Here is a 20,227-nt window from a genome sequence, read left to right as displayed (position 1 = left end):
GCCGTCCGGCTCCGCCCATATGCGGGTGGTCCACGCCCAGCCGGCTCCGGTGGCCCCGGCTGCAAGGCCGCAAACGAGTCTGGAGAGCGACGTCCGCGTCAGCTCGTTCGAGTTCCGCTGCCGACGTCGTAAGGGATGGGCCGTTCTGTTCGTCGTGGACGGCGTGGAGGTGGCCGGCGGCATCGAGCGTGGTTCTGCTGGAGGAGTGCGCTACCGGAATCCAGCGGGTCGGTGTAATGGCCGGCGATCGAACGCGCAGTTCACGGAGCTGCAGTGTTGCCCCGATCAGGCCTACCCGGCCACCTTCAGCAGCAGTACCGCCCGTGCCGGCACCGTGATCGTCGAGCCTGCTCGGTGTTCCACCCCAGGCTCCTCCGTCTGGTCCTCCCGGGAGGTGTCCACGATCACCTCGTACCGTTCCGCCCATGGCGGTCCCGGCAGGGTGAAGCCGGTCGGGCGGTCGCCGGCGTGCAGGACGGCCAGGAAGCTGTCGTCGAGGATCGGGTCGCCCCGCTCGTCCCGGCCCGGGATGTCACGGCCCGAGAGGTACATGCCGAGGGTGGCGGCGGGCGCGTACCAGTCCCGTTCCGTCATCTCCGTGCCGCGGGCGGTGAACCAGGCGAGGTCGCGCAGGCCGTCCGCGGAGTGCGCCCGGCCCGAGAAGAACGCGCGTCGGCGCAGTACGGGGTGCCGGTGGCGCAGTTCGATCAGCCGGGCCGTCAGGTCGTACAGAGCCTTCCAGCCCGGCTCCTCCAGCAGCCCCCAGTCCAGCCAACTGATCTCGTTGTCCTGGCAGTACGCGTTGTTGTTGCCGCGCTGCGTACGACCGAGTTCGTCGCCGGCGACCAGCATCGGCACGCCGGTGGACAGCAGCAGCGTCGTCAGCAGGTTCCGCAACTGCCGTCGCCTGAGCCCCCGTACCCGCTCGTCCGCCGTCTCCCCCTCCGCCCCGCAGTTCCAGGAGCGGTTGTCGTCCGAGCCGTCCCGATTGCCCTCGCCGTTGGCCTCGTTGTGTTTGCGCTCGTACGACACCAGGTCGCGGAGGGTGAAACCGTCGTGCGCGGTGATGAAGTTGACGGAGGCGTAGGGGCGGCGGCCGCCCCAGGCGTACAGGTCGCTGGAGCCGGACAGGCGGTAGCCCAGGTCCCGTACGTCCGGCAGCGCACCCCGCCAGAAGTCCCGGACCGCGTTGCGGTAGCGGTCGTTCCACTCCGTCCACAGGGGTGGGAACGCCCCCACCTGGTAGCCGCCGGAGCCGACGTCCCACGGCTCGGCGATCAGTTTCACCCGGCGCAGGACCGGGTCCTGGGCGATCACGGCCAGGAACGGGGACAGCATGTCGACGTCGTGCATCGAGCGGGCCAGCGCCGCCGCCAGGTCGAAGCGGAAGCCGTCGACGCCCATCTCCGTCACCCAGTAGCGCAGGGAGTCGGTGATCAGGCGCAGGACGTGCGGCTGGACCACATGCAGGGTGTTGCCGCAGCCCGTGTAGTCGGCGTAGCGCCGCGCGTCCGACTGGAGGCGGTAGTAGCCGCGGTTGTCGATGCCCTTCAGGGAGAGCGTCGGGCCCAGTTCGCCCGCCTCCGCCGTGTGGTTGTAGACGACGTCCAGGATCACCTCGATACCGGCCGCGTGCAGCGCCCGCACCATGCGTTTGAACTCGCCGACCTGCTGTCCCGTCGTACCGGAGGCCGCGTAGTCGGCGTGCGGGGCGAAGTAGCCGATCGAGTTGTAGCCCCAGTAGTTCTTCAGGCCCCGCCGCAGCAGATGGTCCTCGTGGGCGAACTGGTGGACGGGGAGCAGCTCGACCGCCGTGACGCCCAGCTTCACCAGGTGCTCGATCGCCGCCGGGTGCGCGAGACCCGCGTACGTGCCGCGCAGGTCCTCCGGGATGCCGGGGTGGAGCTTGGTGAAGCCCCTCACGTGCAGTTCGTAGATGACCGAGTCCGCCCACGGGGTCTTGGGGCGGCGGTCGTCGGACCAGTCGTCGTCATCGTGGACCACGACGCCCTTGGGGACGTACGGCGCCGAGTCCCGGTCGTCGCGGACAGTGTCGGCGACCTGCTGCTGGGGCCAGTCGCGGACATGGCCGTAGACCTCCGGCGGCAGGCTGAAGTCGCCGTCCACCGCGCGCGCGTACGGGTCGAGCAGCAGCTTCGCCGGGTTCCAGCGGCCGCCGGTCCACGGGTCCCAGCGGCCGTGCACCCGGTAGCCGTAGCGCTGTCCGGGCATGACGCCCGGGACGAAGCCGTGCCAGATCTCGTGCGTCAGTTCGGTGAGCCGGGCCCGGGTCTCCTTGCCCCGCTCGTCGAACAGACACAGCTCCACCGCCTCCGCCCCGCCCGCCCACAGCGCGAAGTTGGTGCCCGCGACCCCGTCCGGCCCGACCCTGAACCGGGCCCCGAGCGGCGTCGGCGCACCCGGCCGCACGGGTACGCCGGGCGGCTTGCGAGGCGCGCCGTTGACCACGGCGGAAGGGCGCGCCCCTGCTTCTGCGCGCTCCTCGGCCACCGCCTCCCGCTCGGCTGCGCTGGACACCCGTCGGCCCTCCCACGGCTCATGGAACGACCTGGAAGAGAGCGTGCGGCGTCCCGGCCGCGGCACCCTCTCGCGCCGTCCTCCCCACAGTTCTGCCCAGCACATGGCCAAACGACCCGGGCCGACGAGCAGGCGGGGCGAAGTCACATCCGGGCCGGGAAGGCCCTGGGGGGCGCGGGGCTGTGCGGAAGCCGGCGACGCGCCGTCCGGGGCGGCGGCCGGCACCGGCCCGCGGGTTCCGCGCGGCGGGGCCGGCGCGACGCGTCGTACTCACGTTTCCCCATGGCACCCCCCGTCGTTGGGCACCCCGTGAGGCATGCACAAGGGCGCGCGCGGCGCGCGGGGGCCGCGCTGGCCGCCGTACTGACATGGGCAGCACTGCTGGCCGGCTGCACTTCGCAGGGCGGCGGCGGTATCGACGAGGTGCTCGGCAAGGCGCCCGCACCCGAGGACGTGATCCGGGTCTCGCCGGACGACGGGAGCAAGAGCGTCGAGCCCGGCCGGCGACTTCTGGTCCGGGTGCCCAGCGGGCGCCTGGAGTCCGTGAAGGTCGTCAGGTCGCAGGACGCGCAGGAGTCCGAGGTGCCGGGGCGCATCTCGGACGACGGGCTGCGGTGGGAGCCGGACGACGGCCGCCTCGCGCTCGCCGCCAAGTACACCGTGGACGCCGTGGCACTGGACGGACAGGGGCGCAGGTCCGCCCGGCACACGACGTTCACCACCTTCGTCCCCGACGAGCGCTTCATCGGATACGTCACCCCGGAGAACCGCTCCGTCGTCGGCACCGGAATGATCATCTCCCTGGGCTTCAACCGGGAGATCGAGAACCGCGCCGCGGTCGCACGCGCCGTCCATGTCACCGCCAGGCCGGCCGTGGAGATCCGCCCCCACTGGTTCGGCAGGGACCGCCTCGACTTCCGCCCCGAGCACTACTGGAAGCCCGGCACCCGGGTGACGGTCGCGCTGCGCTTCCGGGACGTCGAGGGCGCCCCCGGGGCCTACGGACTGCAGGACAAGACGTTCTCCTTCACCGTCGGCCGCAGCCAGGTCTCCCTCGTCGACGCCGCCAAGCACACCATGGAGGTGCGCAGGGACGGGCGGCTGCTGTCCACCGTGCCGATCACCGCCGGCTCCCCGAAACACACCACCTACAACGGGAAGATGGTGGTGATGGAGATGCTCGAGGTCACCCGTATGAACAGCCGCACGGTCGGCTTCGGCGGCGAGTACGACATCCCGGACGTCCCGCACGCCATGCGCCTGACCGACTCCGGCACCTTCGTCCACGGCAACTACTGGGCGCCGGACGCCCCTGGACACGTCAACGTCAGCCACGGGTGCGTCGGCCTCAGGGATGTGAAGGGCGGCGGCTCCGACACGCCCGCCGGGTGGTTCTTCGACCGCAGCCTCGTCGGGGACGTCGTCGAGGTCGTCCACAGCAATGACAAAAAGGTCGCTCCCGACAACGGCCTCGGAGGGTGGAACATGGGGTGGAACGAGTGGAAAGCGGGCAGTTGATGTTGCGACAGAACGGTGACATCCGCCTGACATCAAACTCAAAACCTGGCAGTTAATATGCGCCAATGCGCGCGCCTGCCGCGCCGGGGAGAGGCCTGACCAGGCCCGGGAGGGGAGAACAACTTGAACGTGCGGCCGATATCGGGGGCGTCGGTTGACGCACACGGAGGGCGGACGACCCGAAGCCGACAGCACCGTGGGGGCGGGCTGTTGGCGCTCGTTCTGGGCGTGCTGCTGCTGACCGTCACCGCGTGCGGCGGGGGCGGCGGATCGGACTCCGGGGCCGGCTCCGGTTCCGGGAACGGCAAGGGCAAGGGTTCGGACACGGCGCAGAGCAAGCAGTCCGTGGCGGTCGTCGCCATCGCGCCCAAGGACGGCGCGCAGTCCGTCAACACCAGCGGCGCCCTCAAGGTCAGCGCCAGCAAGGGCAGGTTGACGACGGTCGAGGTCAAGGACACCAAGGGTGCGGCGGTCGCCGGGAAGATCGCGGCCGACGGTGCCTCCTGGACGCCGGACACGCATCTGGCGGCGTCCACCAAGTACACCGTGCACGCGGTCGCGAAGGACTCCGAGGGCCGTCAGGCGGCGGAGGACTCCAGCTTCACCACGCTCACCCCGAAGAACACCTTCATCGGCACCTTCACTCCTGAGGACGGCTCCACGGTCGGCGTCGGCATGCCGTTCTCGATCCGCTTCACGCGGGGCATCACGCACCCCGAGGACGTCGAGAAGGCCATCCGGATCACCACCGAGCCGGCCGTCGACGTCGAGGGCCACTGGTTCGGCAACGACCGCCTCGACTTCCGCCCCGAGCAGTACTGGAAGTCCGGCACCAAGGTCACCGTCAAGCTCGACCTGAACGGCGTCGAGGGCCGCCCCGGTGTCTACGGCTCGCAGGCCAAGACGGTCGAGTTCACCATCGGCCGCAACCAGGTCTCCTACGTGGACGCCAAGAAGCACACCATGAAGGTCACCCAGGACGGCAAGGTCATCAAGACCATCCCGGTCACCACCGGCAAGCCCGGCTACGACACCTGGAACGGCCAGATGGTCATGAGCCAGAAGCTCACCGAGACGCGCATGAACAGCGAGACGGTGGGCTACGGCAGCGAGTACGACATCAAGGACGTGCCGCACGCCATCCGCCTGACCGACTCGGGCACCTTCGCCCACGGCAACTACTGGGGCGGCGGCGCCTTCGGCAACTACAACGCCAGCCACGGCTGCATAGGCCTGCGCGACGTGCGCGGCGGCTACGACGGCACCACTCCGGCCGCCTGGTTCTTCAGCCACTCCATCCTCGGCGACGTGGTCGTCGTGAAGCACTCGGACGACGCGACGGTCGATCCGGCCAACGGCCTCAACGGCTGGAACATGTCCTGGGAGAAGTGGAAGGCGTAGCCGCCTTCCCGAACACGGCTTCCGCGCTACGGCCCCGGTGTGAGCTACTCCACCGGGGCCGAAAGTGTTAGTGCGCGTTAACCTCCCTCCATGACCGTGAATCTCGAAGTCTCCGAAGGTGTCGGCACCATTCGCCTGGACCGGCCGCCCATGAACGCGCTGGACGTCGCCACCCAGGACCGGCTCAAGGAGCTCGCCGAGGAGGCGACCCGGCGTGCGGACGTGCGGGCCGTGATCGTCTACGGCGGGGAGAAGGTGTTCGCGGCCGGCGCGGACATCAAGGAGATGCAGAACATGGACCACACCGCGATGGTCCTGCGCTCCCGCGCCCTGCAGGAGTCCTTCACGGCGGTGGCCCGCATCCCCAAGCCGGTCGTCGCGGCGATCACCGGCTACGCCCTCGGCGGCGGCTGCGAGCTCGCGCTGTGCGCCGACTTCCGCATCGCCGCCGAGAACGCCAAGCTCGGCCAGCCGGAGATCCTGCTCGGTCTGATCCCGGGAGCGGGCGGCACCCAGCGGCTGGCCCGTCTCATCGGCCCGTCCAAGGCCAAGGACCTGATCTTCACGGGCCGTATGGTCAAGGCGGACGAGGCGCTGACGCTGGGGCTGGTGGACCGGGTGGTCCCGGCCGAGGAGGTGTACTCCGCCGCGCACGAGTGGGCGGCGCGGCTGGCCCAGGGGCCGGCGATCGCGCTGCGCGCGGCGAAGGAGTCGATCGACACCGGCCTGGACACGGACCTCGAGACGGGCCTCGCGGTCGAACGGAACTGGTTCGCGGGCCTGTTCGCCACCGAGGACCGGGAGCGGGGGATGCGCAGCTTCGTGGAGGAGGGGCCCGGCAAGGCGAAGTTCCTCTGATCCGGCCTCAACTTCCTCGCGACCCCTTGCAATTGACACGGTGTCTGATCCGGGTCCGATCCGGGTCCGACCCGGCTTCCGTTCCGGGTCCGTCGATGGGGTGGTTTATGGAAGCCTTAAGGCAACCTTAAGTCTGGCTTGTCGAGGGAGATCGCCGTCTGTCTCCATCGCGGCCGTCACCCCAGGTCGGGCGGGCTGTGGGCGCCTCCGAAATGCCAGGCGCATATGCCGGTCGACCCATTCGGAACGATGGATTCCGGGGGGCGTATTCCTCCGGAACGGCCCCGGAGGACGTTCCGGGCGGCCATGATGGGGGCATGGCGGGGCTGGAGGGCATCGAACAGCCGCGGGGACAGGGCCGTGCGACCGCGGCGCGCTGGTCGCCTGCGGTGGAGGACGAACGGGCGCTCAAGGCGCTGGAGTTGTTCGGAAACCCGACGGAGGCGGAGGTCCCGCTGCCGTCCCGCCCGGAGTCCGCGGCCACCGCCCGGCGCCTCGCCCAGGTCGTGGTCCTCCGTCAGTGGGGCCTGACCCCGAAGATGACCGAGGACGCGGTCCTCCTGGTCTCCGAGCTGGTCGGCAACGCCGTCCGCCACACCGGGGCCCGGGTCTTCGGTCTGAGGATGCGCCGCCGCCGGGGCTGGATCCGTATCGAGGTGCGTGACCCCTCCCGCGGGCTGCCGTGTCTGATGCCGGTTCAGGAGACCGACATCAGCGGCCGTGGGCTGTTCCTGGTCGACAAGCTGTCCGACCGGTGGGGCGTCGATCTGCTGCCGCGGGGCAAGACGACCTGGTTCGAGATGCGCGTCGCCGACCGCTGACCGAACGTGTGACCCGGTGGGTGCCTCATTCGGGTCAATCGCCCGTTTTCTTACCCGGCGCCCCTTAAATGGTGCGGGTGACCCCGACCGACCGCCGCACAGCGATTCGTACGGGCGCCGGACTTCTCGCCGCAGGCGCCCTCTCCGCCGGATGTGCCACGCACGGTGCCGTGGCTCACCCCGCGCCCTCCGCGCACCCCGCGTCCACCGAGCCGCCCGACCCGGCCACCCCCGCCCCCAGGGCCGCGCCCGCGCCGCGCCGTTACCCCGGACAGCCCCTCCAGCTCACCCACGGCCCGCGCACCCGCCCCCGGGTCGCCCTCACCTTCCACGGCCAGGGCGACCCGGCCCTCGCCCACTCTCTGCTGACCGAGGCCGAGAAGCACGGCGCGCACCTCACCGTCCTGGCCGTCGGCACCTGGCTCGACCAGCACCCGGACATCGCCCGCCGCATCCTCGACGGCGGCCACGACCTCGGCAACCACACCCAGCGGCACCTGGCCATCAACACGATGGCGCAGGCCGACGCCCGCGCCGAGATCACCGCCTGCGCCGACCGGCTCCGGCGCCTCACCGGCTCGATCGGCACCTGGTTCCGCCCCTCGCGCGCCCCGCAGGCCTCCCCGCTCGTCGCCCGTCTGGCCGCCGCCGCCGGATACCCGCATGTCCTGTCCTACGACGTCGACTCCCTCGACTACACCCGGCCCGGCGCCGCCGCCATCGTCCGCAAGGTCGCCGCCGAGGTGCGCGAAGGGTCCGTCGTGAGCCTGCACTTCGGGTACCCGGACACCGTCCTGGCCCTCCCCGCCGTACTGGAAGAGCTCACCCGCCGCGGCCTGACCGCCGTGACCACCACGGAGTTGTTCAGCTGATGCAGCGCACCAGAATCGCCCACGCCCTCCTCGCGAGCCTCGTCCTCGCCGCCCTGGCCGCCTGCAGTTCCGGCTCCGCCGGGCACAAGGACGAGGCCCTCGGCAGCAAGGCGGCCGTCGCGCCGGCCCCGAAGAAGCCCGTCGTGCGGGGGCTGCCAGGCATGCCGCCCGTCCTCGACCCGGCCGACGTCTACGCGGCCGACCGCCCGAACCGGCTCTCCCCGGTGGTCCGGGACTTCCCGTCCCGGGTCTACGTCCCCAACACCAACTCCAACACGGTCTCCGTCATCGACCCGGTGACGTACCGGGTGATCGAGACCATCCCGGTCGGCGTCCAGCCCCAACACGTCGTGCCCTCCTGGGACATGAAGACGCTGTGGGTCAACAACGACCGCGGCAACACCCTCACCCCCATCGATCCGCGCACCGGCAGGGCCGGCAAGCCGGTCGACGTGCACGACCCGTACAACCTCTACTTCACGCCCAACGGCAAGTACGCGATCGTGATGGCCTCACTCGACCGCGAACTCGTCTTCCGCGACGCGCACACCATGAAGCGCGTCAGGACCGTCCCGGTCAGCTGCTACGGCGTCAACCACGCCGACTTCTCGCTGGACGGCCGGTACTTCATCGTGTCCTGCGAGTTCAGCGGCGAACTGCTCAAGGTCGACACCGAGCAGATGAGGGTCATCGGCCAGCAGAAGCTGCCGTTCCACGGCTCGATGCCCCAGGACGTCAAGATCTCGCCCGACGGCAAGCGGTTCTACATCGCCGACATGATGGCCGACGGTGTGTGGATCCTCGACGGGGACACCTTCTCCGAACCGTCCTTCCTGCCCACCGGCAAGGGGGCCCACGGCCTCTACATCAGCCGCGACTCCCGGGAGATGTACATCTCCAACCGCGGCGAGGGCAGCGTCTCCGTCTTCGACTTCGCGCGGAACCGGCTCACCAGGAAGTGGCACCTGCCGAACGGCGGCAGCCCCGACATGGGCGGCGTCTCGGCCGACGGCAAGGTCCTGTGGCTCTCCGGCCGCTACAACTCCGAGGTGTACGCCATCGACACCCGCACCGGCGAACAGCTCGCCCGCGTCAAGGTCGGCAGCGGCCCGCACGGCCTCGCCGTGTACCCGCAGCCGGGGCGCTACTCGCTGGGCCACACCGGCATCTTCCGCTGACGGCCGGCCCGTACTACTCCGTGGCGCCGAGCAGCAGCGCCTCCGCGCCGACGGCACGGTAGCCCGCCGCCTGGAACGCCCGCATGCTGCGGGCGTTCCCCGGGGAGACCTGGGCCCACAGCGGTTCCTGGGCCAGCTGCCGGGCGGCCGTCACCAGCCGGCGTCCAAGACCCCGGTGCCGTACGTCCCCGTCCACCTCGGCCGAGACCTCCAGCCGTCCCGCGACACCGCGGCCCAGCACCAGCACACCGCCCGGCACCTCCCATGCGCGCACCTCGTCGCGCCGCCGGCGCGCGTACACGATCCGCGGGTGCCCGCCGTCCGTGATCTCCCGCAGGGCGAGCGGCGGTTCGCCGGGCAGCGGTGAGCCGACCAGCAGCGCGTCGACCGTGTCGCCCGTACGCCCCGTCCGCTCCATGAGGGCGGCCAGGAACAGCGGGTTCATCGTCGCCGCGAGGGGGTCGCACTCCAGGGCGTCCAGGGTGTCGTACACCCAGCGCGGATCCTCGTCGGTGAAGACGACCGAGTGCGCGGTGAGGGCGAGCACCCCGGCGTCCCGGGGCGAGGCCTGGGGGACCACGGTCGTACGGCCGTCGTCGGGCGGGAACACACCTCGGGCCGCCGCGTCGAGAATGTCCCGAAGAGTCTCCATCGCCGTGCTCCCTGAGTCCCCGCCCACCGGAAAGCCCCAGACTCACACACTTCCCGTGCGGGGCGGTCCTCAGGGCAACCGCGCTCTCGGCGGCCAGCTAATCTGACCTGCGACAGCAACACGGCAAGACCTGTATTCATGGAGAAAAGGGGCGGATCGGTGGCCGACATCGAGGCAGCGCGCAAGGAGTTCCAGCGGATCGACACCGACGGTGACGGTGTCATCACCGCCGCCGAGTTCAAGACCGCCCTTGCCCAGGGGGGCGACTGGAACGTCACCGAGTCGGTCGCCGAGGTCATCATCAAGACCCGCGACCTCAACGGCGACAAGGTCCTGTCGTTCGACGAGTTCTGGGCGTACCTGAACAAGTAGGCGTACCTGAACAAGTAGCCGACGGCGCGAGCGGGGGCCGGTCCGACCCGGGACCGGCCCCTCTCTCATGCCGTCCGTCCCGTCGGCCATGCCGTCCGGCTGAGCCGCGCGCCTGCCGTGGTCAGGGTGCCCGCCTCCGGTACTGCCCCGGTGCCACTCCGTACTCCCGCTTGAAGGCCTTGGCGAACGCGAACTCCGAGGTGTAGCCCGCGCGTTCGGCCACCTGGCGCAGGGGGAGGCTCTCGTCGCGCAACAGGCGTCCCGCCGTCGTCATCCGCCACCAGGTGAGATAGGCGAGCGGCGGCTCGCCCACCAGGGCGGTGAAGCGCCGGGCGAAGGCCGCGCGGGACAGGCCGCCCGCCGCGCCGAGCTCACCGACCGTCCACGGGTGCGCCGGATCGCCGTGGATGGCGCGCAGGGCCGCCGCCACGGCCGGGTCGGCGAGCGCGGCCGACCAGCCGGTGCCCTTGCGGTCCCGCTGCCACCAGGCGCGCAGGACATAGAGCAGCAGGGTGTCGAGCAGTGAGGTGACGATGGCGTCCGACCCGGGCTCGCGCTCCTCCAGCTCCATGCCCAGCAGCTCCACCGCGGCCCGCAGCGAACGGTCGACGCCCACACAGGCGGGCAGGTGCACGACCTCCGGCAGCTCCGACAGGAGCCGGTGGGTGCGGCCCCGGTCGAACTGGTAGGCGCCGCACAGCATGACGGTGTCCGGCTCCGATCTCCCCGGCGGGGGCGGGAGGTCGGGCAGGCTGCCGTCCTTGGCCGGCTGAGCGTCCTCCAGCGGTACGTCGAGACCACTGGCCAGCGCGTGTCCGCGCCCGTGCGCCAGGAACACCACGTCACCCGGCCCGAGCGCCACCGGCTCGCCCTGTGCCGGGATCAGCCAGGCCGACCCCCGCAGCAGCACATGGAACCCGGCACCCTCCGAGGCCGCGAACCGTGTGCCCCAGGGCGCGTACTTGTCCCGGCGCGCGGAGTGCGGCCGCCCGGTGCGCATGGCGGCGACGGCGTCGCTGAGTACGTCCATGTCCTTAAGGTATCCGGGAGTTGGCCCGGCGAGACGATCGGACAGGAAACCAAGAGCTGCGGACATGGATCGTCTCGCACCCGCCCCATAGCGTTTTCCGCATGCCAACCACCGCACGTACCGTGCTTTTCCATGAGATCGGCGGCCCCGAGGTGCTCCGGGTCGAGGAGACGACCGTCCCGGACCCCGGACCCGGCCAAGTCCAGCTCCGCGTGGAGGCGTTGGGCCTCAACCGCGCCGAAGCCCTGTTCCGCGCGGGCGGTTACTACTACCAGCCGTCCCTCCCCGCCTCCCGCCTCGGCTACGAGGCCGCGGGTGTCGTCGAGGCGGTGGGCGAGGGCGTCAGCGAACTCGCCGTCGGGGACCGGGTGTTCACCGGACCCGGCATCGAGATGAGCGCACAGGGCGTGTACGCCGAGCGGATCGTCCTGCCCGAGACCTCCGTCCTGCGGCGCCCCGACTCCGTGGACGCCGTCGCCGGCGCCGCGGCCTGGCTGACGTACACGACCGCGTATGGCGCCCTGCTGGAGACGGCGGGTCTGCGGCCCGGCGACCACGTCCTCGTCACCGGTGCCTCCAGCGGGGTGGGCACCGCGGCGATCCAGGTCGCCCGCCGTATCGGCGCGATCCCGTTCGCCACGACCCGTACGGAGGCCAAGCGGGCGCGGCTGCTGGAGCTGGGCGCGGCGGAGGTGATCGTCACCGGGGAGTCGGCACCGGAGGCGGTGGCGAAGGAGGTCGTGCGGCTCACCGGGGGCCAGGGGGTCGAGGTGATCTTCGATGCGATCGGCGGCCCCGGCTTCCACCAGCTGGCGCAGGCCCTCGCCGCGGGCGGCTCGATGGTGGCGTACGGCTGGCTGGACCCGCGCCCCGCCGAGATCCCCCGGAACTGGCCCTTCACCCTCCACGCGTACGCCAACATGAGGCACTTCACCACCCCCGCCGACCACCGACGCTCCGCCGCCTTCCTCGGCGCGGGCCTCGCGGACGGCGGCTTCCGCCCGGCCGTCGGCGAGGTCTTCGAGGGCCTCGACCGCGTCCAGGACGCCCATCGCCTGATGGAGTCCAACACCCACACGGGCAAGATCGTCGTACGACTCTGAGTACGGCTGTGCACCGGCCCCGGGAGGCCGGTGACCTTCCCGAGTCCCACCGGAATACTGCCGCGACCTCTCTGGTTGACCCCAGCCAGACGCATGCAGGTGCATCGAACCCGGACTCAGGAAGGCCTGTCATGAAGATCGGCATCATCGGCGCGGGCAACATCGGCGGCAACCTCACCCGGCGGCTGACCGCCCTCGGCCACGACGTCTCCGTCGCCAACTCCCGCGGTCCGCAGACCCTCACCGAACTGGCCGAGGAGACCGGCGCGACTCCGGTCCCGGTGGAGGAGGCCGCCAAGGGCGCGGAGATCGTCGTGGTCACCGTCCCCCTCAAGGCGGTCCCCGGCCTCCCCGCCGGTCTACTGGACGGAGCCGCCGAGGGGGTGGCGGTGATCGACACCGGCAACTACTACCCGCAGCAGCGGGACGGCAGGATCGCCGGCATCGAGGACGACGGCCTCACCGAGAGCCGCTGGACCGCCCAGCAGCTCGGCCACACCGTGATCAAGGCCTTCAACGGCACCTTCGCCGTCGACATCCTGGAACGCCCCCTCCCGGCCGGCGCCCCCGACCGCCAGGCCCTCCCGGTGGCCGGCGACGACGAGGCGGCCAAGCGCAAGGTCCGCGCCCTCATCGACGAACTCGGCTTCGACACGGTCGACGCCGGCACCCTCGACGAGTCCTGGCGCCAGCAGCCGGGCACCCCCGTGTACGGCCTCCGGGCCGGCACGGAGGAGGTGTCCAAGGCCCTCGCGGCGGCCGCCCCGGAGCGTACGGCGGAGTGGCGCGCCTGAGCCACGCCCCGGGCGTCCGTCCGGGCGGTGCCGCTCACGCCTCCTTGGCCCACTCCTTCAGGGCCGCCGTGCCGGCGAAGTCCGCGACGTCCTTGTCGTGGGGGTCGCTGGTGTACTGGTGGAAGCGCCACTCGGCCATGATGCGGGGCTTGCCCGCCGTCACGTAGTCGGCGATCCAGAGGCCGTCGCCGGCGTAGGAGGTGCGGTCGATGTTGAGCCAGAAGTCGCGGTTGCAGTAGAGCACCACCCGGTTGTTCGGGCGCAGTTTCTTCAGCGTGCGGATGAACAGGTCCTTCTCCGCGTTGCTCGCGTGGGTGCCCGAACTCGTCGTCTCCCAGTCCACGGCGAGGAGGTCGCCCGCCTTCTCGGGGGCGTGCTGGACGAAGTACTCCGCCTGGGCCTCGATGTGGCCGGGCCAGAGGAAGTGGTAGAAACCGACGACCAGGCCGGCGTCACGCCCCCGCTTCGTCTGGGCCGCCAGTCTCGGGTTGACGTACGAACGGCCCTCCGTCGCCTTGATGAAGACGAAGGAGGAGCCGTCCGTGTCGTAGGAGGCGGACTGGAAGGCGCTCACGTCGATGCCGTGCAGCATGGGGATCTCCCTGAAGTGCCGGGGGTGCGACCGTGGTTGACGGATTTCCACCTTGGCACGGGGTATTCGGGGCGCACCTGTGAACCTGCGGGCGTGATGTGGAGGCGCCGTGGAGACCTCGGCCCCGGCGCCCGTACCGGCGTATCGCAACCCTTCACCCCCGCCCGGTGTTTCATTCGGTGATGGACGAGAAGGCGGAGCGGCAGCTGACCGAACTCCTGGCGGTGGACCTCGACGACGGCTTCACGGAGCTGGTCAGGGTGCACGGCAGGGCGGTGTACACGTTCCTGCTCCGGGTCTGCGGCTCCGCCACCGAGGCGGACGACCTGGGGCAGGACGCCCTGCTGCGCGCCTACACGGCCTTACAGGACTACGACGCCGAGCGGAGGCGGCAGCTCAAACCCCGCGCCTGGCTGCTCACCATCGCCGCCAACGTGTGGCGCAACCATCTGCGCACCTGCTCGCGCCGGCCCGCCCTGGCCGGGATGCCCGTGGAGGACACCGCCGATGTGTGGAGCGACCACAGCCCCGGACCGGAGGAGCGGGCCGCGCTCGCCGAGGACCGCCGCCGCCTGGTCATGGCCCTGCTGGAGCTGCCGGAGCACCACCGCACACCCGTGGTGCTCCGGCATGTGCTGGGACTGAGCTACACGGAAGTGGCCGAGGTGCAGAAGTGCGCGGTCGGTACGGCCAAGGCACAGGTGTCCCGGGGGCTGAAGGGGCTGCGCCGGCTGCTGGAGCCGGAGACCGCCGAGCTGGAGGAGGTGACGACATGAGCGGCGACCACGAGGCCTCGCGCACCGCTGCGGCCCTGGCCGGGCTGACCGCACAACCGCCGGCCGACTTCGCCCTGCGCGTGCTGCGGCGCGCGGGCATCCCGCGCGAGACCTACGACACCTATGTCCGTCTCGACATCGCCGTCGGCGGTCTCTTCGTCGCGGCGGGCCCGGAGGCGGTGACCGGCACGGCCCTGGACGCGGGCGGGCTGACCGCGGCGGCCTTCGAGGAACTGCACCGGTCCCGGACCCACCGCTCGGCCCTGCGGTCGGCCAAGCCGTTCCCGGGGGTCACGAGCGCGCTGCGCACCGGCCGCGCCCGGCGCCTGCCCATCGACCTGTCCCCGCTCGGCCCGGCCGAGCGGGCGGTGCTGGAAGCGGTGCGCGCCATCCCCGCCGGGCAGCTGCGCCCCGTCGGCTGGATCGCCAGGGAGGCCGCGGTGGCACCCGAGGCCGTGGTCGGCGCCCTGGCCGCCAACCCGGCCCCCGTGCTGATCCCGTGCCACCGGGTGACGTACGACATCGGGACTCCCTGTGATGCCGGTCAGGTGCCCGACGTCGGGGACGCGCTGCGCGCCGCGGAGGGGATCGATCCGCGGCGGGTGGCGGAGCTGCGGAGCAGCGGAGTGGTGTACCTCGGCAGTGACACGACCCGGATCTACTGCCACCCCACCTGCGCCCACGCCCGCCGTATCACCCCGCCCCACCAGGTGCCGTTCCGTACCGCGCGGGAAGCGGGGCGGGCCGGGTACCGCGCCTGCAAGAGCTGCCGGCCGGTCGCGGTATGACGGCCGCCGGAACCCGACGGCCGAGACGAACACGGAGTTGTGCCTTGCGAACCAGTGACACCCCCCGCGACACCGCGGTGACGGTCGCGGTCCACCCCACGCCGGTGGGGCCGCTCGTGCTGGCGGCCACCGCCGACGCGCTCGTGCTGTGCTGCTACGGCAGCCGCGAGGACGCCGTCGCCCGTATCGCCCGGGCGGGGCTGCGCCCCGTCGCGGAGGAGGACGGGCCGGCGGACGCGGAGCCGGCCGGGCGGAAGGTGCTGGGGGAGGCGCGGGCCCAGCTCGACGCCTATCTCACCGGCGCCCGCCGTGACTTCACGGTGCCGGTCGACCTGCTGCTCGCCACCCCCTTCAGCCGCAGCACGGTCATGGCGCTGAACGCGTTCGTCCCGTACGGGCGCACCGCCACCTACGGAGAGCTGGCCGCGGCGCTCGACCGGCCGCGGGCCGCCCGCGCGGTCGGCACGGCCCTCGGCAACAACCCGGTCTGCGTCGTACTGCCGTGCCACCGGATCCTCGGCTCCGGAGGCAGCATGAACGGCTACGCGGGCGGTCTGGAGGCCAAGCGCTTCCTGCTCGGCCTGGAGGCCCGCACCGGCCCGACGGCCCCCTGAGCGGTGGGCGCCGGGTGATCCCCCGTCCTCGGCGCCCACCCCCCTTCTCCCTACGTCCCTTCCGCCACCGAGAGTCGAGCGCGTGAACGCCTACGAGACCCCGCCCCTCCCCGGGTTCGCCGAACCGGTGCCCATCGACTGGCCGGCCGCCGCCGAGGACGGGCCGCCCGCGCTGCGGCACCTCGACTGGCCGGCGCTGGCGGCGGAGCTGGACGCGGAGGGTGTCGCGCTCACCCCGCCCCTGCTGACGCCGGAACAGTGCGCGTGGCTGAGGGAGTCGTACGACGTGCCGGACCTGTTCCGCAGCACCGTGACCATGGCCCGGCACAGGTTCGGCGAGGGGTCGTACCGCTATTTCTCCCATCCGCTGCCCGAGCCGGTCCTGGCCCTGCGCCGGCAGCTGTACCCGGCACTGGCGCGGATCGCCAACACCTGGGCCGCGCGCCTCGGTGAGCCGGCGTTCCCCGAGCGGCACGAGGACCTGGTCGCGGCCTGCGCCGCCCAGGGACAGCACCGGCCGACCCCCCTTCTGCTCCACTACGAGCAGGGCGGCTACAACTGCCTGCACCAGGACGTGCACGGCGATCTCACCTTCCCGCTCCAGGTGGCGATCCTCCTGGACCGGCCCGACCGTGACTTCACCGGCGGCGAGAGTGTCTTCGTGGAACAGCGGCCGCGCGCCCAGTCCCGCCCCCTCGTGCGCCGCCCGGAACAGGGCCAGGGGCTGATCTTCGCCGTCCACTACCGTCCGGTGCGCTCGCCCCGGGGCTGGAGCCGGGTGACGCTGCGCCATGGAGTGAGCGCCGTGCACACCGGGCGTCGGCACGTACTCGGCGTGATCTTCCACGACGCCCGCCAGGGTCCAAGGCCCCGGCCGTCCATGTTTCCCACCCGACGCCTCCGTCTACGAGCCGGTGCCTCGGCCGGGTTCTGCCGCCTCGCTCCAGTCGACCGGCAGCCCTCGCGACGGCGCAGGTCAGAGGCGTCTCCCGGGCTGCGGGACGTGCCGCTTCGGCTGAAGCGCGGCTGAAGTTTGGCAACAACTGCGTTACGTACGGTCGCTGTGTGGTGGCGGGGCGGTGTCGCGAACCGCCTCCCGCCACTGTCAACCCGGCGAGTCAGCGTAAGGAGCAGTTGTAATATGCGTCACTTACAACGGGTGCAGGGTGCGTCGGTCGAGGCGGAGGCACCACGGAACCCGGCGACCCCACCGGCCGGCGGTGCGCCGTACCGGCTGGGCGCGGCCATGCTGGAGTCGCTCGCGCAGGAGATGAGCGTGCTCGCCGAACAGGCGTCCACACTGCTGAGGACACCACCGGAGAACCTCTCCCTGGACGCGGACATCTTCGCCAGGATCGCCCGCAGGAACGTTCCGCGCTGGCACTTCGCGATGCTCAACGACACCGAGCGCAACGACGCCCTGGTCACCGCCCTGGAGCGGGGCATCCCGGCCGGGGCGACCGTGCTGGACATCGGCTCCGGCAGCGGGCTGCTCGCCATGGCCGCGGCCCGGGCGGGGGCGGGCCGGGTCTTCACCTGCGAGATGAACCCGCTGCTGGCGGAGGTCGCCCGCAACGTCGTCGACGCGCACGGGCTGTCCGACGTCATCACCGTGATCGGCAGGCCGTCCACCGGACTGGACCCGGTGCGGGACCTCGGCGGACCCGTGGACGTCCTGGTCTCCGAGATCGTCGACTGCGGCCTCATCGGCGAGGGCCTGCTGCCCTCCGTGCGCCACGCACGCGAGCACCTCCTGGCGCCGGACGGCGTCATGATGCCGTCGGCGGCCCGGCTCTACGGCCGGCTGGTGAGCAGCGACGCGGCGACCAGGCTCAACCAGGTCACCACGGCCGCCGGCTTCGACGTCTCGCTCATGAACACCCTCGCGACCCGCAGCCACTTCCCCATGCGGCTCGACACCTGGCCGCACCGGTACCTCTCCGAGGAGGTGCCGCTGCTGGAGTTCGACCTGGCGCGCGACCCGCTGGAGCCCGGTGAGCGCACCCTCGTACTGCCCACCGTCGACGACGGCGAGGCACAGGCACTGGCGGTCTGGTTCGAGCTGGACATGGGCAACGGCATCGTCCTGACCAACTCGCCCGACAACCCCGGCTCGCACTGGATGCAGGGCTGGGTCGGGCTGGAGAAGCCCCTGCCGACGAAGGCGGGCGAGACCGTCTCCCTCCGGTTCACCTGGAGCGACTTCGTCCTCGGCGTGGGTCTCTGACCCGGCGCCCCCCACCCACCCCTCACGACTTGGCACCAGGGAGCAAGCGATGAGTCATGTCCCGGCGCACATCCCGTTCGAGCTGAGTGGCGCGGAACTGCGCGACGCGGTGGTGCAGTACGCCACCGCCCCGATCTACCACGACAACATGGACTGGCTGAACCACGACAGCCCCTACCGCCGGCAGCTCAGGCCGCAGGTCCTGCCCCATCTCGACTACGACCGCGCACCGGGCCGGGAGAACATACTCAACTACCCGAGCCTGGCCGTGCAGCGCCTGCTGACCAGCATCTACGAGGCCGACCTCGTGTTCTTCCCGAAGGGCGGCCTCAAGGGCCAGGAAGACGACTTCCGCACCTTCTACAGCCCCGCCAACCGGGCGCTCGGCGAGCGCATCCGCCCGGCCCTCGAACGCCATGCCTTCGGCTTCCTCGACGACGAGGTGGAGACGTCCGGCACCTGGACGGCCGAGAGCCTGGACGCCTACCTGGACTCCCTCGACACCGACGGCGGCGAGGAGCAGTCACCGGTGGAGAAGGCGATCCGGGGCTCCTCTGACCCCGGGCGCGCGGCCCGGATGTGGCTGGTGCAGTTCGCGCCGGACTTCCTCTCCGAGGCCTCCCCGATGATCCGCAACGTGCTCGGCTACTACGGCCCCGCGCAGTCGGAGTGGTTCAAGGTCGTCATCGACGAGTACGGCTACGGCGTCCACGACACCAAGCACAGCACCCTGTTCGAGCGGACCCTGGAGTCCGTCGGCCTGGAGTCCGACCTCCATCGGTACTGGCAGTACTACCTGAACAGCAGCCTGCTGCTGAACAACTACTTCCACTACCTGGGCAAGAACCACGAGCTGTTCTTCCGCTACGTGGGCGCGCTCTACTACACGGAGAGCTCCCTGGTCGACTTCTGCCGCCGCGCCGACCGGCTGCTGCGCGAGGTCTTCGGCGACACGGTGGACACCACCTACTTCACCGAGCACGTGCACATCGACCAGCACCACGGCCGGATGGCCCGGGACAAGATCATCAAGCCGCTCGTGGAGGCCCACGGCGAGGGCGTCATCCCGGAGATCGTGCGGGGCATCGAGGAGTACCGGGTGCTCCTGGAGGTCGCCGACTTCGACTTCACCGAGCAGATCGCGTGGATGGACGCCCAGCCCGAGCTGAAGAAGCTGCACGACCCGGTCTTCGAGGGGCTGAAGCAGGGCAAGGTCGACGCGCCCGTGGCCCACATCGTCGAGCCCCGTGGCGAACTGTCCAACACCCACTGCCACGACGGCGACGAACTGTGCCACATCGTCTCCGGCACCATGCGCTTCGAGAGCGGCCTCGGCTCCTCACTCACCCTCCAGGCGGGCGAGGGTGTGGTGATCAAACGCAACCGGCTGCACGGCGCGAACATCGAGTCGGACGAGTGCGTCTACGAGATCCACTCGGTGGGGGACTACCGCAAGTGCCTGTCGTGACCTTCCCCGCCGTGGGGCGGGACAACTGTGTGGTGGTCGCCGGGACACCGTTCGTCTACGCGACCGTCGGCGGCCGGGGCTTCGTGATGCGGGCCCGGTGCCCGCACCGCGGCGGCCCCCTGCACCTGGCCGACGTGGCCACGGACGGCCGGCTCACCTGCCCGTGGCACGAACGCAGGACCTCCGTGGCCCGACTGCGCGCGGAGATCCCGGCCGTCCGCGTGGGTGACCGGGTCACCGCGGTCTTCCCGGACCGCCCGGTGGACCGTGGCTGGCCCGCGCCCCGGGTGGTCTGCGGTGGTGTGGTGCTGGAGCACCGTCCGCTGGCGGACGCGCTGGTCCGCCGGTCACCGGCCGACTGAACCACAGGCCACTGCAACGCCCCGGCGCCGGGGGTTCGCCGTCCGGGTGGTGATCGGGGCACCCGCGGTCTTCCCGGACCGCCCGCCGGATCGTGGCTGGCCCGCGTCGCGGGTGGTGTGCGGTGGTGTGGCGCTGGAGCACCGTCCGCTGGCGGACGCGCTGGTCCGCCGGTCACCGGCCGACTGAACCACAGGCCACTGCAACGCCCCGGCGCCGGCCGGTGTTCTACAGACGGCCCGTACGCGCGCCGGGGATTCCGCAG

The 20,227-nt window shown here is 71.4% G+C and carries 21 protein-coding genes; 17 read left to right on the top strand and 4 right to left on the bottom strand.

Annotation, left to right across the window (positions count from 1 at the left end; genetic code table 11):
• Positions 1-291: 291 nt before the first annotated feature.
• A complete protein-coding gene (gene glgX / locus ABZT17_RS41760; protein ID WP_356357403.1) occupies positions 292-2,538 on the bottom strand; it encodes a glycogen debranching protein GlgX in 2,247 nt (748 codons plus the stop codon).
• A 309-nt stretch (positions 2,539-2,847) separates the two neighbouring features.
• Between glgX and ABZT17_RS41755 the strand changes: the two genes are divergently transcribed.
• The 6 genes from ABZT17_RS41755 to ABZT17_RS41730 all read left to right on the top strand — a co-directional run bounded on the left by ABZT17_RS41755 (position 2,848) and on the right by ABZT17_RS41730 (position 9,186).
• Positions 2,848-4,056, top strand: a complete 1,209-nt coding sequence (locus ABZT17_RS41755; RefSeq protein ID WP_356357402.1) for an Ig-like domain-containing protein — start codon at positions 2,848-2,850, stop codon at positions 4,054-4,056.
• 123 nt (positions 4,057-4,179) lie between these two features.
• Positions 4,180-5,457 carry an Ig-like domain-containing protein gene (locus ABZT17_RS41750; RefSeq protein ID WP_356357401.1) on the top strand — a complete coding sequence of 426 codons (1,278 nt, stop codon included), beginning with the start codon at positions 4,180-4,182 and terminating at the stop codon, positions 5,455-5,457.
• A gap of 90 nt (positions 5,458-5,547) precedes the next feature.
• Positions 5,548-6,315, top strand: coding sequence for an enoyl-CoA hydratase-related protein (locus ABZT17_RS41745; RefSeq protein WP_356357400.1), 768 nt, complete (start codon positions 5,548-5,550; stop codon positions 6,313-6,315).
• A 317-nt stretch (positions 6,316-6,632) separates the two neighbouring features.
• Complete coding sequence (locus tag ABZT17_RS41740; RefSeq protein ID WP_356357399.1) at positions 6,633-7,136, top strand: ATP-binding protein; 504 nt, start codon at positions 6,633-6,635, stop codon at positions 7,134-7,136.
• A 68-nt stretch (positions 7,137-7,204) separates the two neighbouring features.
• Positions 7,205-8,008: a polysaccharide deacetylase family protein gene (locus tag ABZT17_RS41735; protein WP_356357398.1), complete on the top strand. Its 804-nt coding sequence runs from the start codon at positions 7,205-7,207 to the stop codon at positions 8,006-8,008.
• Positions 8,008-9,186, top strand: a complete 1,179-nt coding sequence (locus ABZT17_RS41730; RefSeq protein ID WP_356357397.1) for a hypothetical protein — start codon at positions 8,008-8,010, stop codon at positions 9,184-9,186. The genes ABZT17_RS41735 and ABZT17_RS41730 overlap by 1 nt, the downstream gene beginning before the upstream one ends.
• A gap of 13 nt (positions 9,187-9,199) precedes the next feature.
• Here the strand turns inward: ABZT17_RS41730 and ABZT17_RS41725 are convergent, their stop codons facing one another.
• Positions 9,200-9,838, bottom strand: coding sequence for a GNAT family N-acetyltransferase (locus ABZT17_RS41725; RefSeq protein ID WP_356357396.1), 639 nt, complete (start codon positions 9,836-9,838; stop codon positions 9,200-9,202).
• 159 nt (positions 9,839-9,997) lie between these two features.
• Between ABZT17_RS41725 and ABZT17_RS41720 the strand changes: the two genes are divergently transcribed.
• Positions 9,998-10,210: an EF-hand domain-containing protein gene (locus ABZT17_RS41720; protein ID WP_356357395.1), complete on the top strand. Its 213-nt coding sequence runs from the start codon at positions 9,998-10,000 to the stop codon at positions 10,208-10,210.
• A gap of 121 nt (positions 10,211-10,331) precedes the next feature.
• On the opposite strand, the gene ABZT17_RS41715 is transcribed toward ABZT17_RS41720, so the two are convergent.
• Positions 10,332-11,240 (bottom strand): AraC family transcriptional regulator, encoded by a 909-nt coding sequence (locus ABZT17_RS41715; protein WP_356357394.1) that lies wholly within the window; start codon positions 11,238-11,240, stop codon positions 10,332-10,334.
• A gap of 101 nt (positions 11,241-11,341) precedes the next feature.
• On the opposite strand from ABZT17_RS41715, the gene ABZT17_RS41710 reads away from it, so the two are divergent.
• Together ABZT17_RS41710 and ABZT17_RS41705 are read left to right on the top strand one after the other, a co-directional pair.
• Positions 11,342-12,343 (top strand): zinc-dependent alcohol dehydrogenase family protein, encoded by a 1,002-nt coding sequence (locus ABZT17_RS41710; protein ID WP_356357393.1) that lies wholly within the window; start codon positions 11,342-11,344, stop codon positions 12,341-12,343.
• Between the two features lie 71 nt (positions 12,344-12,414).
• Positions 12,415-13,137 carry an NAD(P)-binding domain-containing protein gene (locus tag ABZT17_RS41705; RefSeq protein WP_356357404.1) on the top strand — a complete coding sequence of 241 codons (723 nt, stop codon included), beginning with the start codon at positions 12,415-12,417 and terminating at the stop codon, positions 13,135-13,137.
• Positions 13,138-13,171: 34 nt separating this feature from the next.
• Here ABZT17_RS41705 and ABZT17_RS41700 read toward each other — a convergent pair whose 3' ends face one another.
• Positions 13,172-13,729 (bottom strand): glycoside hydrolase family 25 protein, encoded by a 558-nt coding sequence (locus tag ABZT17_RS41700; RefSeq protein ID WP_356357392.1) that lies wholly within the window; start codon positions 13,727-13,729, stop codon positions 13,172-13,174.
• A 182-nt stretch (positions 13,730-13,911) separates the two neighbouring features.
• Here ABZT17_RS41700 and ABZT17_RS41695 point away from each other — a divergent pair, with 182 nt between their 5' ends.
• From ABZT17_RS41695 to ABZT17_RS41660, 8 genes are all read left to right on the top strand, one after another.
• Positions 13,912-14,505, top strand: a complete 594-nt coding sequence (locus ABZT17_RS41695; RefSeq protein WP_356357391.1) for an RNA polymerase sigma factor — start codon at positions 13,912-13,914, stop codon at positions 14,503-14,505.
• The gene (locus tag ABZT17_RS41690; protein WP_356357390.1) at positions 14,502-15,293 is read left to right on the top strand and encodes an MGMT family protein; all 792 of its coding nucleotides are present in this window, start codon (positions 14,502-14,504) and stop codon (positions 15,291-15,293) included. Before ABZT17_RS41695 ends, ABZT17_RS41690 begins: the two co-directional genes overlap by 4 nt.
• 44 nt (positions 15,294-15,337) lie before the next feature.
• A complete protein-coding gene (locus ABZT17_RS41685) occupies positions 15,338-15,907 on the top strand; it encodes a methylated-DNA--[protein]-cysteine S-methyltransferase (protein WP_356357389.1) in 570 nt (189 codons plus the stop codon).
• An 82-nt stretch (positions 15,908-15,989) separates the two neighbouring features.
• Entirely contained in the window at positions 15,990-16,937 is a 948-nt protein-coding gene (locus ABZT17_RS41680; RefSeq protein ID WP_356357388.1) for a 2OG-Fe(II) oxygenase, read from the top strand.
• Positions 16,938-17,048: 111 nt separating this feature from the next.
• Positions 17,049-18,134, top strand: coding sequence for a 50S ribosomal protein L11 methyltransferase (locus tag ABZT17_RS41675; protein ID WP_356357387.1), 1,086 nt, complete (start codon positions 17,049-17,051; stop codon positions 18,132-18,134).
• A gap of 49 nt (positions 18,135-18,183) precedes the next feature.
• Positions 18,184-19,602 carry an iron-containing redox enzyme family protein gene (locus ABZT17_RS41670; RefSeq protein ID WP_356357386.1) on the top strand — a complete coding sequence of 473 codons (1,419 nt, stop codon included), beginning with the start codon at positions 18,184-18,186 and terminating at the stop codon, positions 19,600-19,602.
• Positions 19,590-19,964: a Rieske 2Fe-2S domain-containing protein gene (locus ABZT17_RS41665; RefSeq protein WP_356357385.1), complete on the top strand. Its 375-nt coding sequence runs from the start codon at positions 19,590-19,592 to the stop codon at positions 19,962-19,964. Before ABZT17_RS41670 ends, ABZT17_RS41665 begins: the two co-directional genes overlap by 13 nt.
• A gap of 49 nt (positions 19,965-20,013) precedes the next feature.
• Positions 20,014-20,151: a hypothetical protein gene (locus ABZT17_RS41660; RefSeq protein WP_356357384.1), complete on the top strand. Its 138-nt coding sequence runs from the start codon at positions 20,014-20,016 to the stop codon at positions 20,149-20,151.
• Positions 20,152-20,227 lie beyond the last annotated feature (76 nt).

Origin of the sequence: Streptomyces sp. NPDC005648, from assembly GCF_040605395.1 — a bacterium.
In the GTDB taxonomy this organism is placed as follows: domain Bacteria; phylum Actinomycetota; class Actinomycetes; order Streptomycetales; family Streptomycetaceae; genus Streptomyces.
Note: the sequence above shows the minus strand (reverse complement) of the source record. Positions and strands in the feature narration are given on the sequence as shown.

Coding starts and splice junctions, on each gene's coding strand:
- ABZT17_RS41745 (WP_356357400.1), top strand. CDS start 5,548: ATGACCGTGAATCTCGAAGTCTCCGAAGGTGTCGGCACCATTCGCCTG.
- ABZT17_RS41740 (WP_356357399.1), top strand. CDS start 6,633: ATGGCGGGGCTGGAGGGCATCGAACAGCCGCGGGGACAGGGCCGTGCG.
- ABZT17_RS41735 (WP_356357398.1), top strand. CDS start 7,205: ATGGTGCGGGTGACCCCGACCGACCGCCGCACAGCGATTCGTACGGGC.
- ABZT17_RS41730 (WP_356357397.1), top strand. CDS start 8,008: ATGCAGCGCACCAGAATCGCCCACGCCCTCCTCGCGAGCCTCGTCCTC.
- ABZT17_RS41725 (WP_356357396.1), bottom strand. CDS start 9,838: ATGGAGACTCTTCGGGACATTCTCGACGCGGCGGCCCGAGGTGTGTTC.
- ABZT17_RS41715 (WP_356357394.1), bottom strand. CDS start 11,240: ATGGACGTACTCAGCGACGCCGTCGCCGCCATGCGCACCGGGCGGCCG.
- ABZT17_RS41710 (WP_356357393.1), top strand. CDS start 11,342: ATGCCAACCACCGCACGTACCGTGCTTTTCCATGAGATCGGCGGCCCC.
- ABZT17_RS41700 (WP_356357392.1), bottom strand. CDS start 13,729: ATGCTGCACGGCATCGACGTGAGCGCCTTCCAGTCCGCCTCCTACGAC.
- ABZT17_RS41695 (WP_356357391.1), top strand. CDS start 13,912: ATGGACGAGAAGGCGGAGCGGCAGCTGACCGAACTCCTGGCGGTGGAC.
- ABZT17_RS41690 (WP_356357390.1), top strand. CDS start 14,502: ATGAGCGGCGACCACGAGGCCTCGCGCACCGCTGCGGCCCTGGCCGGG.
- ABZT17_RS41675 (WP_356357387.1), top strand. CDS start 17,049: ATGCGTCACTTACAACGGGTGCAGGGTGCGTCGGTCGAGGCGGAGGCA.
- ABZT17_RS41670 (WP_356357386.1), top strand. CDS start 18,184: ATGAGTCATGTCCCGGCGCACATCCCGTTCGAGCTGAGTGGCGCGGAA.